9 protein-coding genes are annotated in these 17589 nt (G+C 63.9%); 2 read left to right on the top strand and 7 right to left on the bottom strand.

Annotation, left to right across the window (positions count from 1 at the left end; genetic code table 11):
• Positions 1 to 69 precede the first annotated feature (69 nt).
• Positions 70 to 462 carry a DoxX family protein gene (locus CK218_RS22470; protein WP_067328942.1) on the top strand — a complete coding sequence of 131 codons (393 nt, stop codon included), beginning with the start codon at positions 70 to 72 and terminating at the stop codon, positions 460 to 462.
• Positions 463 to 489: 27 nt separating this feature from the next.
• Here CK218_RS22470 and CK218_RS22465 read toward each other — a convergent pair whose 3' ends face one another.
• Entirely contained in the window at positions 490 to 2916 is a 2427-nt protein-coding gene (locus CK218_RS22465) for an FAD-dependent oxidoreductase (protein ID WP_095828932.1), read from the bottom strand.
• Positions 2917 to 3134: 218 nt separating this feature from the next.
• Complete coding sequence (locus tag CK218_RS22460) at positions 3135 to 4673, bottom strand: trimethylamine methyltransferase family protein (protein WP_095828931.1); 1539 nt, start codon at positions 4671 to 4673, stop codon at positions 3135 to 3137.
• 211 nt (positions 4674 to 4884) lie between these two features.
• Between CK218_RS22460 and CK218_RS22455 the strand changes: the two genes are divergently transcribed.
• Positions 4885 to 5475, top strand: coding sequence for a transglycosylase SLT domain-containing protein (locus tag CK218_RS22455; RefSeq protein WP_095779086.1), 591 nt, complete (start codon positions 4885 to 4887; stop codon positions 5473 to 5475).
• A 20-nt stretch (positions 5476 to 5495) separates the two neighbouring features.
• Here CK218_RS22455 and CK218_RS22450 read toward each other — a convergent pair whose 3' ends face one another.
• From CK218_RS22450 to CK218_RS22430, 5 genes are all read right to left on the bottom strand, one after another.
• Complete coding sequence (locus CK218_RS22450) at positions 5496 to 7706, bottom strand: ABC transporter ATP-binding protein (protein ID WP_066990565.1); 2211 nt, start codon at positions 7704 to 7706, stop codon at positions 5496 to 5498.
• Between the two features lie 50 nt (positions 7707 to 7756).
• On the bottom strand, positions 7757 to 8914 hold the full coding sequence (locus tag CK218_RS22445) for an ABC transporter permease (RefSeq protein WP_066990564.1): 1158 nt from the start codon (positions 8912 to 8914) through the stop codon (positions 7757 to 7759).
• A 12-nt stretch (positions 8915 to 8926) separates the two neighbouring features.
• Complete coding sequence (locus CK218_RS22440) at positions 8927 to 9961, bottom strand: ABC transporter permease (RefSeq protein ID WP_095828930.1); 1035 nt, start codon at positions 9959 to 9961, stop codon at positions 8927 to 8929.
• Positions 9962 to 10110: 149 nt separating this feature from the next.
• Entirely contained in the window at positions 10111 to 11769 is a 1659-nt protein-coding gene (locus CK218_RS22435; protein WP_095828929.1) for an ABC transporter substrate-binding protein, read from the bottom strand.
• Positions 11770 to 12039: 270 nt separating this feature from the next.
• Positions 12040 to 17577 carry a translocation/assembly module TamB domain-containing protein gene (locus CK218_RS22430; protein WP_095829011.1) on the bottom strand — a complete coding sequence of 1846 codons (5538 nt, stop codon included), beginning with the start codon at positions 17575 to 17577 and terminating at the stop codon, positions 12040 to 12042.
• Between the last annotated feature and the right edge of the window lie 12 nt (positions 17578 to 17589).

The raw sequence follows: 17589 nt of genomic DNA, 5'->3' as shown, positions 1-17589 counted from the left end.
ATGGGAAGTGAATGGCCCGCTTCCGGGCGATAAATTATGGCGGGTCGAGAAGGGCAAGATGGAGTTTAGATGAAGCTTTTTGAAGGTCTCTCCCGCTATCAGCCGCAGGCGCTGGGCGTGCTTCGCATCATGACGGCGCTGCAGTTCACCGAGCACGGCACCCAGAAGCTGTTCAATTTCCCCGCCGGCGCCCATGCCGGGGCGCTGACGGGGCTCGCGCTGACGTCCGCAATCCTTGAATTCGCCGGCGGCATCCTGCTGGCGCTGGGGCTGTTGACCCGCCCCGTGGCGTTCCTGCTCTGCGGCGAAATGGCCATCGCCTATTTCATGGCGCATTTCCCGCGCGACTTCTTCCCCGTCAACAATGGCGGCGACGCGGCGATCTCGTTCTGCTTCATTTTCCTCTATCTGGTCTTTGCCGGTCCCGGCGCTTTCGCGCTCGACAACCGCCGCAGCGCCTGATGCCCTGTGCGGACGCGCGCCTGTTTTTCAGGCGCGCATCCGCTCGAAATTGGCATCGAACAGCGGCGTTGCCTGAATGCGCGCGGCGTGGCGCTTGCCGAGGATCTCGATCTCGAAGCCGTCGGGCCTGTCGGCGATCTCCTTCGGCACGTAGCCCATGGCGATGGACTTTTTTGCATTGTGCGCATAGCCGCCGGACGTGACCCAGCCGCGCACGACGCCGTCATGCCAGATCGCCTCGTCACCGATGACATCGGCATCAGTGGTCTCGACGATGAAGGCGCGCAGCCGGAGCTTGCCGCCCTGCTTGCGCTCGGCAAGTGCTGCTTCCTTGCCGATGAAGTCGGCCTCCTTGCCATAGGCGACGAAACGGTTGAGCCCGGCCTCGACCGGTCCGTAGATCGGCCGGTATTCGCGCGCCCATGAGCCGTAGTTCTTTTCGAGCCTGAGCGCATTGAGCGCGCGCGATCCGAACAGGCCGATGCCGAATTCCTCGCCGGCCGTGATCAGCGCCTGGTAGGCGGCGCGCTGATACTCCGGCGCCATCCAGATCTCGTAGCCGAGATCGCCGGTGTAGCTGACGCGGCCGACAAGACACGGCGCCATGCCGATATCGATCGTGGCGACGGCCATGAATGGGAACGCCGGGTTTGAGACGTCGGCGCGGGTGACTTTGGCCAGCACCGCCCTCGCTTTCGGCCCGGCGATGGCTAGGCCGGTGAGCTTCTGCCCCAGCGATTTTATCTGCACCGAGTCGTCCTTCGGCAGATGCGCCTCGAACCAGCGCATATGGTACTGCTCGGCGACGCCGGAGCCGGCGACGAACCAGTCGCCCTCGCCGACATTGGCGAGCGTGAAATCGCCGATCAGCTTGCCGTCTTCCTTCAGCATCGGCGCCAGCGTCATGCGGCCGGGCTTGGGCAGGTTGCAGGCAAGCATCCGGTCGAGCCAGGCCGCCGCCCCCTCGCCCGTCACCTTGTACTTGGCGAAGCTCGAGATCTCCGAGATGCCGACGCCGTTGCGAACGGCGGCCACTTCGCTGCCGACATGGTCGAAATCGGTCGAGCGGCGCCAGGAGAACTCGTCCTTGACGCCGTCGGGCGCATACCAGAGCGGCACTTCCAGCCCAAAGGCGACGCCCCATTGCGCGCCCTTGGCCGACAATGTGTCGTAAAGGGGCGTTGTCTTCAGCGGACGCCCGGCCGGCAGTTCCTCGTTCGGGAAGCGGATCGAGAAGCGGCGCGAGTAATTCTCGCGCACCTTGGCATTGGTGTAGGCCATCGTCGCCCAGTCGCCGTAGCGCGCCACGTCCATCGCCCAGATATCGGCGCCGGGATCACCCTCGATCATCCAGTTTGAGAGCGCCAGGCCAACACCGCCGCCTTGAGAAAAACCCGCCATGACGCCGCAGGCGACCCAGAAGCCCGGCAGGCCGCGCACCGGACCGACCAGCGGATTGCCATCCGGCGCAAAGGTGAAGGGGCCATTGATGATCTGCTTGATCCCGGTTTTCTGAAAGGCCGGGAAGTGACGGAAGCCGACTTCGAGCGAGGGCGCGATACGGTCGATATCCGGCTCCAACAGCTCGTGGCCGAAATTCCATGGTGTGGAGAATTCGGACCAGACCTTGTTGGCTTTCTCGTAGGTGCCCATCAGCATGCCGCCGCGCTCCTGGCGCAGATAGAGCTCGCCGTCGAAGTCGACCGCATGGATGATTTCCGTGCCGGTCTTCTTGTTCCAGTCGGCGACCTCCGGCATGTCCTCGGTGATCAGATACATGTGCTCCATGGCGAGCACCGGCAGTTCGAGCCCGACCATGCGGCCGACCTCGCGCGCCCAAAGCCCGCCGGCGTTGACGACATGCTCGGTGATCACATCGCCCTTGTTGGTGATGACCCGCCACAGCCCGTCGGGCCGGCGCACGATGTCCTCGACCTTGGTGAAGCGCTCCACTTCCGCGCCCAGCTTCCGCGCCGCCTTGGCGTAAGCGTGGGTGACGCCGGAGGGATCGAGATGGCCGTCCTCCTTGTTGCGCACGGCGCCGACGAATTGCTTCGGATCGATGAGCGGCATCAACTCGGCCGCTTCCTTCGCCGAGATCACCTCGAGGTCGATGCCGAGATAGCGGCCCTTGGAGACGACGCCGCGCAGCCAGTCGAGCCGCGCCTCGGTTGCTGCCAAGAGCACGCCGCCGGTCAGATGCACCCCCGTCGCCTGGCCGGAAAGCTCCTCGATCTCCTTGTAGAGCGAGATCGTGTATTTCTGCAGCTTGGCGACGTTGGGATCGCCGTTGATGGTGTGCATGCCGCCGGCCGCGTGCCAGGTCGAGCCCGAGGTCAGCTCATCGCGCTCCAGAAGCACCACGTCCGTCCAGCCGTGGCGGGCAAGATGGAACAGCACGGAACATCCTACAACACCGCCGCCGATGACCACGACCTTTGCATGCGACTTCATGGGTTCTTCTCGTTGTTTCAGTGAGTTGGATGACTGAGTGGATTCAGGATGAGAGGCATGTCTCTCCTCAAACGTCGGCGCTGCCCCTCACCTTGCCCTCTCCCCGTGAAAAACGGGGAGAGGGGTCGCCAGCGCTGTAGCGCTTCCCTTCTCCCCGTCCTTCACGGGGAGAAGGTGCCGGAAGGCGGATGAGGGGCGGCGCCAGCGTTCCAAAACCGTCACGGCTCGCCCTGCCCGATCGCTTCCTTGCGGCGCGCCATATAGACTTCAAGTGCCTCGCGCACGGCTGGGTCCATTGTCGGCTGAACGTACTCTCCCAGCGCCTTCTTCCAGAGCCGGGTCGCGCGCGCCGTCGTGTCAAGCGCGCCGGCCTCCTGCCAAGCCTCGTAGTTCTGCCAGTTGGAGAGCATCGGCTGATAGAAGGCGGTGGCATAGCGTTCAAGCGTATGCGGCTCGCCGAAGAAGTGGCCGCCGGTGGGCACGGCGCCCAATCCGTCGACCGCCAATTCGCCTTCGTCGACCACGATCGGTCGCAGGAATTCCATCATGTGCTGCATCATCTCGACATCGATGATGAGTTTTTCGAATGAGGCCGTCAGTCCGCCCTCCTGCCAGCCGGCGGCATGATAGACGAGGTTGCCGTGGCCAAGCACGGCACCCCACAGCGCCATCAGCGTCTCATAGGCGCCTTGCGCATCGGCGGCATTGGACGCCGAGCCCGGCGTCGTGCGGTACGGCAGATTGTAGCGCCGCGCCAATTGCCCGGAGGCGATGTTGGCCTTGGTGTTCTCCGGCGTGCCGAAGGCCGGCGCGCCGGACTTCATGTCGACATTGGAAGTGAAGGCGCCATACATCACCGGCGCGCCCGGCCGCACCAATTGGGTCAGCACGACGCCGAACAGTGCCTCGGCATTTTGCTGAGCCAGCGCGCCCGCAAGCGTCACCGGGCTCATCGCGCCCATCAGAGTGAACGGCGTCACCGCCACCGACTGGCCGAACTCGGCCATGGTCATCAGCCCTTCGGCCATCATCTCATCGAAGCGGCGCGGCGAGTTGACGGAAATGATGGTGGTGACGCCGGGGTCCCGGCCGATCTGGTCGAGAGTCAAGCCACGCGCGATCGCCATCATCTCGATGCCGTCCAGCGCCCTGCCCCGGCCGATCGCCGAGACATGGAAGCATTTGTCGGTCAGCGTCAGATTGGCGAAGTAGGTGTCGAGGTGCCGCGAATTCGCCGGCAGCTCGATCGGCGCGCAGACCTGGTTCCCCAGCATGTGGATGCAGTTGAAATGCTGCGCCAGCCGGACGAGATCGCAATAGTCGGCGAGATTGCCGGCGCGGCGGCCGCGCTCCATGTCGTGCACATTGGGCGGCCCGGCCACCAGCGTGAAGTTGATCGTGTTGCCGCCGAGATGAACGGCGTGAGCCGGGTTGCGTGGCCTAAGTGTGTAGCTGGCCTGTGTCGTCTTCAGCGCTTCGTCGACCATGCCCCGATCGAGGCGCACATTCATCGAGCTGTGATCGACCTTCGCGCCGGCGCGCTCGAACAGCGCGAGCGCTCGCGGGCTCATCACCTCGATGCCGAAATTTTCGAGAATATGCATCGAGGCTTGATGAATGGCCTCGATCTGGCCGGCCGAAAGCACCGCCATCGGCGGGTAAGGGTTGACCACGCGCCGTGGCGGCAGCTGCGGAATGGCGGCGGGCCCGCGGTTGCTGGTCCGTTCGGCGCCGCGTTTTCGTCTTGGTTCGGTCATGCGTCTATCAGAGCGCCGACGTCAGGCGCGAGCTGTCAGGAATTCGCCATTTGCCGGCGTGATTATAGCCAAGGCGGCATTTTTTCACTCTGATGAAGACAAATACGACGAGCGAAGTCGAAATATCGATAGAGCCAAGGTCGAGGCGCCTCGGCCGGCGTTAAGGAAGCTTGAAAGACTCCTTTTATGATTTCGGCCTATTCGTCTTCCGATGCCTAGGTCGAGTTTTAGTAAAATTGTCGTTGTCTCTGTGCTGCTGGCGCTTTCGGCCTGCGCGACGGCGCCCAGCCACATCAACAATGTCTGCGCCGTCTTCGACCAGAATGACGGTTGGTTCGACAACTGGCAGGCCGCCGCCGAGCGCACCGAACAAAAATACGGCATTCCCGTTCCGGTGCTGATGGCGACGGTGCGCAAGGAATCCGGCTTCAAGAGCAACGCCCGGCCGCCGCGCACCAAGCTGCTCGGCTTCATTCCCTGGAAACATGTCTCCACCGCCGCGGGCTATTCGCAGGCGCTAGACGGCACCTGGTCGCAATATCAGATGGAGACCGGCAACTGGGCGGCGCGCCGCAGCCGTTTCGCCGACGCCATCGACTTCGTCGGCTGGTATCATTCCAAGACTGTCGACAGCTTCGGCGTCGCCCGCAACGACACCTACAGTCTCTATCTCGCCTACTATCTCGGCTGGTCGGCCTACGGACGCGGCAATCGCGGCGATGCCGGCGTGCAGAACTACGCGCGCGCCACCGACCAAATGGCCCGCGACTACGCCGCCCAGTTGCGGCAATGTGGGAGCTGAGGCCGGGACCCGGCGAAGTTTTAGTTCGGCTTCGGCCTCTTGCCCCTCGGGCGCTTGGGCGGGGTGCCGGCAAAACCCGGCCCGGTGCCGTGCGGCGCGTCGTCCGGCACGCCTTCATGTGCCGCATGCTCCTTGTCGAACTTGATGACCGGCTCCATCTTCGCCAAGACATCGTCCGACAGCCAGCACAGGCTCATATGGCCGTTGCCGAGATTCTTCACCGGCGGCACCGTCGTCTCGCACAGATTGTCCGGCACCAGCTTCTTGTAGCCGCAGCGCGTCTGGAAGGGGCATCCGGTCGGCGGGTTCATCGCCGATGGGATATCGCCTTCGAGCACGATGTGCTTCTTGACCACGCTGGTGTCGGCGATCGGGATCGCCGAGAGCAGCGCTTCCGTGTAGGGATGGTAGGGCGGCGAGAAGATCTGGTCCGTCGTGCCCTGCTCGACGATATAGCCGAGATACATGACGACGACGCGGTCGGCGATGTAGCGCACCACGGACAGGTCGTGGCTGATGAACAACATGGTCGTCTTGTTCTTGCGCTGGATGTCCATCAAGAGTTCGGTCACCGCCGCCTGCACCGAGACGTCGAGCGCCGAGACCGGCTCGTCGGCCACCACCACCTTGGCGTCGCCAGCGAAGGCGCGGGCCACGCCGATGCGCTGCTTCTGGCCGCCTGAGAGCTGGCGCGGCTTGCGGGTCTCGAAGGCCCGCGGCAGCTTCACCAGGTCGAGCAGCTCCAGCATGCGCTTGCGCCGCTCGGCGACGGTCTTGCCGACATTGAACTTCTCCAGCGTGCGGATGATCTGCGAGCCGACCGTATGGCTGGGGTTCAGCGTGTCGAACGGGTTCTGGAAAACCATCTGGATCGACGATACCGTTTCGACATTGCGGCTCTCGATGCCGGTCGACTGGATCTCCTTGTTGCCCAGCGTCACGGTGCCCGAGCTTGCGGTCTCAAGCCCCAGAAGCACCTTGGCGAGCGTCGATTTCCCGCAGCCGGACTCGCCGACGATCGCGACCGTTTCGGACTCGCGCGCGGTGAACGAAATCGTCTCGTTGGCCTTGACGACGCGGCCTTCGCTCGAGCCGAACACCTCGCTGCCGCCGACCTTGTAGTACTTCTTGAGATTGTCGATCTTGAGCACCGGCGCGCCGGGCTCGACCTTTTCGTTGACCTTCTTGGCGCCGGGCGGCAGCGCTTCCCAGTCGATCTCGTTGAAACGCACGCAGCGCGAGAAATGGCCCTCATGCCCCTCAACGGCAACCATCGGAATTTCGGCGGCGTTGCAGACGCCCTCGACGAAATGGTGACAGCGGGGTCCAAAATTGCATCCCTTCGGCCGCTCATGCGGCAGCGGCAATTGGCCGGGAATGGAGATCAGCGGCCGCGAATTCTTGTCGGCGCCAGGCAACGGAATCGAGCGGAACAGTCCTTGCGTATAGGGGTGGCGCATCCGGTCGAACACGTCCTCGATCTTGCCGGTCTCGACCGCCTCGCCGGAATACATCACCGTGATCTTGTCGCAGGTCTCGAGAATGAGGCCCAGATTGTGCGACACGAAGATCATCGAGGTGCCGAACTTCTGGCCCAGCCCCTTGACCAGTTCGACGATGCCGGCCTCGACGGTGACGTCGAGCGCCGTCGTCGGCTCGTCGAGGAGCAGCAGCGCCGGTTTCGACAGCAGCGCCATGGCGATGACGATGCGCTGCTGCTGGCCGCCCGAAAGCTGGTGGGGATAGGAGCGCATCATGCGCTCCGGATCGGGCAGCTTGACCGCGCGCACCATCTCCAGTGCACGGTTATGGGCCTCTTCCTTCGAGACCTTGTCGTGGATCAGCGGCACTTCCATCAATTGCTGGCCGACCTTCATCGCCGGATTGAGGCTCGCCATCGGCTCCTGATAGATCATGGCGATCTTGTTGCCACGGATGGCCCGAAGCTCCTCGTCGGACATCTCGCCCATGTCCCTGCCCTGGAACTTGATGCGGCCGCCGACGATCTTTCCGATGTTTGAGAGGTCGCGCATGATGCCGAGCGACACGGTCGACTTGCCGCAGCCGGATTCGCCGACGATGCCCATCGCCTCGCCGGGCATGACCGTGCAGGAAAAGTCCATCACCGCCGGGATCTCGCCCTTGCGGGTGAAGAAGGAGATCGAGAGGTTCTCGATCTCGATGATCGGCCCATTGGTCGTCTTGGCTGGATCTCGAACTGCCTCGTTCATGGGTCGCTCCAATCCTTGCTTCCTGGAAGATGGGGCCCGAAGCCCCGCCATCAATCCTTCATCGACTGTTCGCGCAGCGAATCCGCCAAAAGGTTCAGGCCCAGCACGAACGACATCAGCGCGATCGTCGGCGGCAGCGCCGGGTGGATGAAGGAGCGCAAGAGCCGGCTGGCATCCTTGATCGCGGTGCCCCAATCGGGACTCTCCGGCGCCAGCCCCAGGCCGAAATAACCCAGCGTGCCGAGCAGGATCGTCGTATAGCCGATGCGCAGGCAGGCATCGACGATCAGCGGTCCGCGTGCATTGGGCAGGATTTCCCACAGCATGATGTACCAGGGCGATTCACCGCGCGTCTGCGCCGCCGCCACGTAGTCGCGCGTCTTGATATCCATGGTCAGCCCGCGCACGATGCGGAACACGCCGGGGCTGGAAGCGAACACCACCGCCACGAAGATGTTGAGCTGGTTGGGATCGATGTGGACGATCCTCAGCGGATCCTTGTCGAAGACGAGGCCCGTATAGATCCAGCCCCCGATGACGAGCGTCAGGCCGAGCAGGATATAGAGCCGGTCCGGCCGGTTCTTGTAGCGGGTCCAGAACAGCACGCAGAAGAAGATGATCGGGAACAGGAAGAACAGCCCGGCCAGGGCGTACGGGATAGGCGTATCCATGATGCCTGGCGTCACCAGCAGGTAGAACAAAAGGATCACCGGGAAGGCCAGCACCAGATTGGCGAGGAAGGACAGCACCGTGTCGATCTTGCCGCCGTAGTAACCGGCCGGCAGGCCGAGCGTGATGCCGACCATCAGCGCAAAACCGGTCGCCGCCGGCGCGATGATCAGCACGATCTGGCTGCCATAGACCATGCGCGAGAACACGTCACGGGCGAGCTTGTCGCCGCCGAAATAGTAGACGAGCTTCGATGTCGGCTCGATCGCGCCGGGCAGCGTATCCTTCATGATCGACACCTGGGCCAGCGGATCGAAAGGCGAGATGGTCGAGGCGAAGATCGCCGTGAACAGCCAGAACAGGCAGATGCCGACGCCGGCAATGCCGACGCCGCTGTCAAAGAGCTGGCCGTAGAGCCCGAGCTTCTTCTTGTAGGTAAAGCTAACGCCCATCACCAGGACAAGCGCGACCCATACCGGCCAGAAGCGCCAAAGCACGCCGAGCACGACATCGAAGGCACCGATATATTCGATCTGCATCCGCCCTGCCCCCTATTGAACTCTGATGCGCGGATTGAGAAACGCGTAGCCGACATCCGAGATGAGTTGGGTGATCAGCACGATGAATACCGAGACCAGCGAGCAGCCGAGCAGAAGGTCGATGTCGTTGTTGCCGGCGGCCTCGACCAGCGTGTAGCCGAAACCCTGGTAGCGGAACATCACCTCGACGATGACGACGCCGGTGAGCAGCCACGGGAACTGCAGCATGATGACGGTGAAAGGCGCGATCAGCGCGTTGCGTAGCGCGTGCTTGATCACCACACTGCCGAAGGAGAGGCCCTTGAGGCGGGCCGTGCGGATAAACTGCTGCGTCATCACCTCGACCATCGAGGCCCGTGTCATGCGCGCGATATAGCCGGTGCCGTAGATCGCCAGAGTGATCACCGGCAGGGTGAAATTGTAGAAGGTGATGCCCTGGCTGGCGGATGCCGCCGAGCCGTTCAGCCAGCCCAACCACGAGGCGAAGATGACGGTGAAGATGACGCCCGACACATATTCGGGCGTCGCCGTCGAGGCGATCGAGGCCACCGACAGGGTCCGGTCCGTTCGCGAGCCTTCGCGCATGCCGGCAAGGATGCCGATGAGCAGCGAGATCGGCACCATCACCGCCAGCACCCAGAACATCAATATGCCGGTGGCGCCGAGTGCCGGAAACAGCTTGGCCGCGACCGTCGTCTTGAACTTGGTCGAACAGCCGAAATCGCCCTGCAGCACGCCGGAGAATTTCGGCTCGACCGGGTCGTTGCAGAAGGAGAAGCGCTGCGTCACCTTGCCGGTGGCAGGATCGGTGATCGGCTGCTTGGGCAGGACGCCGAGCCATTGGCCGTAGCGCGCAAAGAAGTTCTGCCGGTAGCCGTGATTGACCAGCCAGCTTTCGAGCTGTTCGGCCGACGTGTGCATCTCGGTCTGGCTGATCGCCAGCTTCTTCAAGTTGGGCTCGAGATTGACGAGAAAGAAGACGACCAGCGTCAGGCATAGCATCGTGAGCAGAATCGTGCCGATGCGTCTGGCAATGAATGAGAACATGCGCGCTCCCCTGCCGGCCGGGTTGGGGTCAGATAGGTTCAACCCTGTGTCGGATACCTTGTGAGGCTCCGCCACCGTTGCACAATACGCAACGGCGACGAAGCTGCAAATAAGAGGGGCTGACGCCCCTCATATTTGTCGCAAAAGGATCACGCCTGTTCGAGCCAGACCTTGCCGAAGTCGTGCTCATAGGTCGGGTGCATCGAGTGGTTCTTCACCTCGGGCTTGATGTTGATGTAGAGCTTGCGCCAGTAAGGCTGGATGATGATGCCGGAATCCTGCAGGGTCTGCTCGATGTCCTTCATCACAACCTTGCGCTTCTCCGCATCGGCGATGCCGAGCGCCTCGTTGACCTTCTTGTCGAAGTCGGGATTGGCGTAGGCCGTCTCGTTCCACGCTTCGCCGGAGCGATAGGCGATGGAGATGACCTGGATGCCCAGCGGGCGCATGTTCCAGTTGGTTTGCGAGAACGGATACTTCGTCCAGTCGTTCCAGAAGGTCGAGCTCGGCAGCACGGTGCGCTTCACCTTGATGCCCGCTTCGCGCAGCTGGGCCGCGATCGCGTCTGTGGTGTTCTTGTGATAGTCTTCGTCGTTGCTGATCAGTTCGTGCTCGAAATCGATCACGCCGGCTTCCGTCAGCATCTGCTTGGCCTTGGCGATGTCGCGCTTGACCTCGGGCAGCTTGACATATTCCGGATGGATCGGCGCGACATGGTGGTTTTCAGCCGGGGTGCCGGCATTGCCGTAGCCGAGCTGCAGCACCGTGGCGTTGTCGACCGCAAGCAACATCGCCTGACGAACCTTCTGGTTGTCATACGGCTTGTGGGTGATGTTGAAGCGCGACACCACGGTGGCGGCCGTGACGACCTCCGAAACCGGCGCGCCGACATCAGCGATGATCTTGATGTAGTCGGCGGTCGTTTCGTGGTTGGTCTGGACTTCGCCGGATTCGAAAGCCGAAACCGTCGCCGCCGGATCGGTGCCGTAATCGATGAACTCGACACCGTCGAGGAAAGCTTCGCCCTGCCACCACTTGCCGGTCTCGCGGCGCTTGTAGACCACCTTCTGGCCGACATCGTAGGAGACAAGCTCGAACGGGCCGGTGCCGATCGGGCAATTCTTGAAGTTGGCGCCCTTCTCATCGAAGGTCTTGTGCACGATCAGTGCCGGGTAATCGCACATGTTCGGGATGATCGCGATGTCGGGCTTGCTCAGCTTGAGCTTGACCGTCATGTCGTCGACCTTGACCACGGAGCCTTCGCGCAGCTTCTTGGTGCCGTCGTCGACCAGGCTGCCGAGGCGGCCAGGCATCGAGTTGCCTTCCGCTGCCTTGTCGGCCCAGCGGGTGAAATTGTAGATCACGTCGTCGGCGGTGAACTTGTCGCCGTTATTCCATTCGACGCCTGGCCGCACATGCAGCGTGTATTCGGTGGCGTCGTCGTTGATGTCCCAGCTTGCCAGCAGGTAAGGCGCGAAGGTGTACTCCTTCGTGTACTTCACCAGCGGCTCGAGCGCCTGGCGCTCGGCGTTCGCAATTTCCGACCAGTCGGCGGTGCGTGGATCCTTGGGATCCTTGATCGACATGGCGACCTTCAGCACGCCGCCCTTCTTGCCCTGCACGTCCTCGGCCTTGGCCGGCGTCGGCGCGGCGAGACCGAGCATGCCGTAAGCCATTGCCGTCGATGCACCGAAAACGCTGGCCAAAGCCAGGAATTCACGGCGGTCCACCGTGCCCGACTTGGCCGCTTCGGCCATCGCCAGGATGTGGTCCGGAACGCGGTCACCGTTACTTTTGTAGATTGCCATGACTGACTCCCATTGTTTGGCTTTCTGCCTTTTAACATTCCGCATCCAGACCGTGATGTCAAAAGCCGGTTTGGAATTGGAACATGGTTGGGAATGTGCAACTTTGGAATGGGGCCGGTTGGCGTGATAGCGACAGCCTTGACGCAAATTTGTTAGTCCACAGCACATTTCCGAAAATTAACAGGGCAATCAAATCAAGACATTGTCGGCGGACAGGGCCTCGCGCGCGCGCCAAAAGTCCGCTTCAGCCTGCCGGGGCGGGCAACACCGTCAATATTCGCGTTCGTAAAAGACGCCGCCCTTGGCTTCGCCCGCGTCGTTGGCCTCGCCGCGCAGCTTCACGCCCCTCCCGACATTGAGATCGATCGTCGCCTTGCCGGAGCCCGGTTTGTCGCCCTTCTGGATTGTCACATAGGTACGGTCGTTGAGGTACTTGCCGGCCGAAACCGCGGTGCCGCCCTTCTCGTCGGTCGTCACGTCGAGATCGTCGATGCCGATCGCGCTGCGTAGATTGTCCAGCAGCGAGGTCGTGCCGCCGGCGCCGGCCAATTGCGCGGCCGCGTCGGCAAGCTGGGCGATCTGCAGCGGCGAGAGATTGGACATCGAGCGGCCGAAGATCAGTTGCGCCAGAACCTCGTCCTCTGGCAGCGCCGGTGCGGAGGAGAAGTTGAACTTCGGGTTGGTCGCCTCGCCCGAAACGACGATGGTGACGGTGGCGCTGCTGGTCGTCGTGGTCGCGGTCAGGTTGAGGTAAGGCACAAGCGAACCCTGGAACCCGACCGTGCCCTCGGTGAAGGTCAGCCGCTTGGCAAGGATCGTCAGCCGGCCGCGCTGCAAGGTGAAGGTTCCGACGGCCTGCGGCGAGGATGCCGGGCCGGTCAGCTTCAGCGAGCCGCCTAGCTCGGCGTCGACGCCCCTGCCCTGGATGAAGATCTGATTCGGTGCGTTGACCGTCACGTCGAGGACAAGGCCACTGCCGCTGCTGCCGCCGCTGCTGGATGTCGGCGGGTTCAGCGCCCTGTCCTGCGCGCGCACCGCGCGCGGCGGGTTCTTATGCTTCACATCCAACTCCGAGAGCGAACCGGGCAGTTTGTCCGGCACGGTGATGACCGTCCTCGCCAGATTGATGGTGCCGGCGATCACCGGCGCCGACACGAGCGGGCCTTTGATGGTCAGGTCGCCGCCGAGATTGGCGGTCACCACCCTGCCGTCGGTGTAGCGAGCGTCGGTGAGTTTTATCGACAGGTCGGCCGGAAAACCTTGCGCCGGCGTGATGCCGACGGTGCCGCTCGCCGAAAGGTTGCCGCGCGTCGACAACGTGCCCGTCAGGCGATTGATCCTGGCGACGCCGCCGCCGATCGACACGTCGGCCCCGATGTCGTTGACCGCCAGCCCGGAGCGCGCGTCGATGAGACGGGCGCCCGACGTCGTGACTTTGCCGCTGATCACCGGCGCGGATACAGGACCGCGCACCTGCACGTCGACATTGGCGGTTCCGTTGAGCGCCAGGCCTTGCACGGCGAGTTTCGAGGCAAGGAAGGAAAACGGCACCTTGCCTTTGAAATCGAGCGTCAGGGTCGGCCCGCCTGCCGTCGTCACCGTGCCGCCGCCCTTGAGACCAAGGCCGGCGCCGTCGCTGATGTTGGCGTCGAAGGCAAGCTTGCTGCCGGCAAAGGTTCCCGACGAGGATACGTTCATGCCGCCGAGGCCTGCGCCCCGCGTCTGCGAAGTCTGCACGCCCGAAGCATCGACATTGAAGGCGACCGTCGGAGTGGCCGGCGCGCCGGAGACCTTGACCGTGCCCGAGATCGAGCCTGCCGCATCGAGGCCAGGCGAGAAACTGTTTGCGAGCGAGACCGGCACCCGGGCCAGATTGGCGTTGATGTCGAGCGTCTGCGTGACCTTGCCCGTCACCGTCGCCGTGCCGCCGCCGAGATTGAGCACCAGCCGGTCGAGCGTCGTCGCGCCGTTGGCGATGGTCACGGTCGAGGCCTGCGCGATCGCCGCCTTGATGCCTTGCACCGTCGCTTGGCCCGACGCGAGCTCGACGGTCGTCGTGCCGTTCGCCACTTTCACCCGGCCGGCCGCTTTCGCCGGAATGTTCTTCACGGTGGCGCCGCCGGAAAAGGCGGTCCAGTCGCCATCGCGCTTCAGGTCGACATCGATGCCGGTAACGGCAGTGCCGCCGGAGGTCACGCTGTCGGCGCGGATCTTGCCGGAGATGACAGGTGCTGCGAGGTAATTGGCGATCTGGGCGTCGACGGCGACTTTTTTGGCCGAGAGGTCGCCGCGCCTGATCGCCGCCGTCGTTGCCTTGACGGCGACGTTCGGTGCGTTGCCGGCCTTCGAGAAGGCGATCGCGCCGCGGACGTCGCCTTCCGCCTTTTCTAGCGCAAGCGCCGCCAGCGGCCCTATGTCAGGAAGATCGAGCGACACGGTGCCCACCGGCACGAACGCTTGGTCAAGCGCGAGGTCGCCCGAGATCTTGTTCGGTCCCAGCGACAGCAGAAGCCCGTTGATCGCGCTCTTGCCATTGGCGGTGGCAAGCACCGCATTGGCCTGCAGCGGCTGTCCGGCGACATTGCCGGTCAGTTGCACATCGGCCGCCGGATTGGCGGCATCCGCCTTGCCTGTCGCGGTGAGTTTCAATCCGGTGATCTCGCGCGCTGCCACGGACAGCCTGTCGCTGTTCACCGTCAGCGCAAGGTCGGGCGCCATGATCGGACCTTGCGCATTCAGGCCAAAAGCGATGGCGCCCTTGGCGTCTTTCGACAGCAGCGAAACGTCGCTCAACGCCCCCCTGATGTCGGCGGCAAGCTTGTTGTCGGCAAGGCTCGCCTGCCCGTCGGCGCTCAGTGCGCCCGAGTTGAGCTTCAAGCCGGAGACATTGACGTTGCCGTTGGCGTCGCGTTTCAGCGCGGCGCTCAATTTCGCGCTCTCGCCCAACATGCCCCGCACCGCCGCCGGCAAGGCGGAAGAAGCGACATTGGCGTTCACATTGAGGTCGACGGCGCCGTCGCGCAGCGACATGCGGCCGGCGACCTGGCTGTTGAGCGCATCGCTCTTGAGCGAGCCGCTGTTGACGGCAACGGCGTCGCTCGTCAAACGGCCGTTGACCTCGGCCGTGACCTTGCCGGCAACCAACGGCGCGATCATCGGATTGTCCAGGCCGATCCTGTCAATCGACACCGTCCCGGAGACCGGGCCTGCCCGCCCCTTGAGATCGAACGCATCCGAATGCAGCGCAACGGCAAGGCCGTCCACATTCACCTGGCTGGCAGCAACCGAAGGCAGGATCGCGGAAGCCTCGAGGCGGGCTTGCGTGCTTTGGCCGGCTATTTTTGCCGACAAGGACTGGACCTCGATCTTGACCGGGCTTTCGGCGCTGCCGATCGTCAGCGGCAGGCTGGGCCCGGATGACGTCAGATCGAGCGAAAAATCGCTGACGCCGTTCGGATTTAAGGTGCCGGCGGCGTTGCCGGAAATCTTGTCGCCCGCAAGCGCTGCATGGTCCAGGGCCAGGCCGCTCGCCAGACCGTAGCTGCCGGCGGCATCCAGATTGAGCGGCCCAAGTCCGGCCTGGCGGGTCTGGCTGGTCTCGGCGCCGGCAAGCTTGGCGTCGAACTCGATATCGGGATTGGCCGACGGCCCCGTGAGGTGTGCCGTGCCTTCCAGCGTTCCGGCAGCATCCAGGCCCGGCACGAAATCATTGGCGAGCGCCGCAGGCAGGCTGGCGAAATTGGCCGTCAGGTCGAGGATCTGGCCGGCGCTGCCGGAAATGGTCGCCGAGCCGCCGCCGAGATTGAGCGCAAGCTTCTCGACGCTGGCGACGCCGTTGGCGATTGCAAGGGGCGACGGCTCGGCGATCGCCGCCTTGATGCCGCGCAGGGTCGCTTCGCCGGACGCGATCTCGACGCTGGTCTTGCCGTCGGCGATCTTCACGCGCCCGGTCGCGGTGGCCGGAATGCCGGATGCCGTCGCCCCGCCGGAAAAATTGGTCCAGTCGCCGTCGCGCTTCAGGTCGATGCCGATACCGCTGACCACCGTCTTGCCGGAAGTGACGCTGTCGGCCTTGATCGTGCCCGATATTGCCGGTCCCTTGAGATAATTGGCGATCAGCGCGTTGACGGTGATCGCCTTCGCCGCCAGTTCGCCGCGCGCGATCGATGTGCTGGCCACATTGATGGTGAGGTTCGGAGCCGCGCCATCCTTGGCGAAAGCGATCGTGCCGTTGATATCGCCGGTCGCCGTCTGGCCGCCAAGCGCCGCCAGCGGACCGACATCGGGAACGGTGAGCGTCAGCGTGCCCACCGGCACGAACGCTTCGTCAAGCGCAAGGTCGCCGGAGATCTTGTTCGGTCCCAGCGACAGCAGAAGCCCGTTGATCGCGCTCTTGCCATTGGCGGTGGCAAGCACCGCATTGCCCTGCAGCGGCTGTCCGGCGACATTGCCGGTCAGTTGCACATCGGCCGCCGGATTGGCGGCATCCGCCTTGCCTGTCGCGGTGAGTTTCAATCCGGTGATCTCGCGCGCTGCCACGGACAGCCTGTCGCTGTTCACCGTCAGCGCAAGGTCGGGCGCCATGATCGGACCTTGCGCATTCAGGCCAAAAGCGATGGCGCCCTTGGCGTCTTTCGACAGCAGCGAAACGTCGCTCAACGCCCCCCTGATGTCGGCGGCAAGCTTGTTGTCGGCAAGGCTCGCCTGCCCGTCGGCGCTCAGTGCGCCCGAGTTGAGCTTCAAGCCGGAGACATTGACGTTGCCGTTGGCGTCGCGTTTCAGCGCGGCGCTCAATTTCGCGCTCTCGCCCAACATGCCCCGCACCGCCGCCGGCAAGGCGGAAGAAGCGACATTGGCGTTCACATTGAGGTCGACGGCGCCGTCGCGCAGCGACATGCGGCCGGCGACCTGGCTGTTGAGCGCATCGCTCTTGAGCGAGCCGCTGTTGACGGCAACGGCGTCGCTCGTCAAACGGCCGTTGACCTCGGCCGTGACCTTGCCGGCAACCAACGGCGCGATCATCGGATTGTCCAGGCCGATCCTGTCGATCGACACCGTCCCGGAGACCGGGCCTGCCCGCCCCTTGAGATCGAACGCATCCGAATGCAGCGCAACGGCAAGGCCGTCCACATTCACCTGGCTGGCAGCAACCGAAGGCAGGATCGCGGAAGCCTCGAGGCGGGCTTGCGTGCTTTGGCCGGCTATTTTTGCCGACAAGGACTGGACCTCGATCTTGACCGGGCTTTCGGCGCTGCCGATCGTCAACGGCAGGCTGGGTCCGGATGACGTCAGATCGAGCGAAAAATCGCTGACGCCGTTCGGATTTAAGGTGCCGGCGGCGTTGCCGGAAATCTTGTCGCCCGCAAGCGTTGCATGGTCCAGGGCCAGGCCGCTCGCCAGACCATAGCTGCCGGCGGCATCCAGATTGAGCGGCCCAAGTCCCGCCTGGCGGGTCTGGCTGGTCTCGGCGCCGGCAAGCTTGGCGTCGAACTCGATATCGGGATTGGCCGACGGCCCCGTGACGTGTGCCGTGCCTTCCAGCGTTCCGGCAGCATCCAGGCCCGGCACGAAATCATTGGCGAGCGCCGCAGGCAGGCTGGCGAAATTGGCCGTCAGGTCGAGGAGCTGGCCGGCGCTGCCGGAAATGGTCGCCGAGCCGCCGCCGAGATTGAGCGCAAGCTTCTCGACGCTGGCGACGCCGTTCGCGATTGCAAGGCGCGACGGCTCGGCGATCGCCGCCTTGATGCCGCGCAGGGTCGCTTCGCCGGACGCGATCTCGACGCTGGTCTTGCCGTCGGCGATCTTCACGCGCCCGGTCGC

This window comes from Mesorhizobium sp. WSM3879, from assembly GCF_002294915.1.
Taxonomy (GTDB): domain Bacteria; phylum Pseudomonadota; class Alphaproteobacteria; order Rhizobiales; family Rhizobiaceae; genus Mesorhizobium.
The sequence above is the reverse complement of the archived record's forward strand: the minus strand, read 5'-3'. Positions and strand labels throughout refer to the sequence as shown.

Excerpts from the sequence above, each read along its gene's own strand:
- CK218_RS22470 (WP_067328942.1), top strand. The coding sequence starts at position 70 with ATGAAGCTTTTTGAAGGTCTCTCCCGCTATCAGCCGCAGGCGCTGGGC.
- CK218_RS22465 (WP_095828932.1), bottom strand. The coding sequence starts at position 2,916 with ATGAAGTCGCATGCAAAGGTCGTGGTCATCGGCGGCGGTGTTGTAGGA.
- CK218_RS22460 (WP_095828931.1), bottom strand. The coding sequence starts at position 4,673 with ATGACCGAACCAAGACGAAAACGCGGCGCCGAACGGACCAGCAACCGC.
- CK218_RS22455 (WP_095779086.1), top strand. The coding sequence starts at position 4,885 with ATGCCTAGGTCGAGTTTTAGTAAAATTGTCGTTGTCTCTGTGCTGCTG.
- CK218_RS22450 (WP_066990565.1), bottom strand. The coding sequence starts at position 7,706 with ATGAACGAGGCAGTTCGAGATCCAGCCAAGACGACCAATGGGCCGATC.
- CK218_RS22445 (WP_066990564.1), bottom strand. The coding sequence starts at position 8,914 with ATGCAGATCGAATATATCGGTGCCTTCGATGTCGTGCTCGGCGTGCTT.
- CK218_RS22440 (WP_095828930.1), bottom strand. The coding sequence starts at position 9,961 with ATGTTCTCATTCATTGCCAGACGCATCGGCACGATTCTGCTCACGATG.
- CK218_RS22435 (WP_095828929.1), bottom strand. The coding sequence starts at position 11,769 with ATGGCAATCTACAAAAGTAACGGTGACCGCGTTCCGGACCACATCCTG.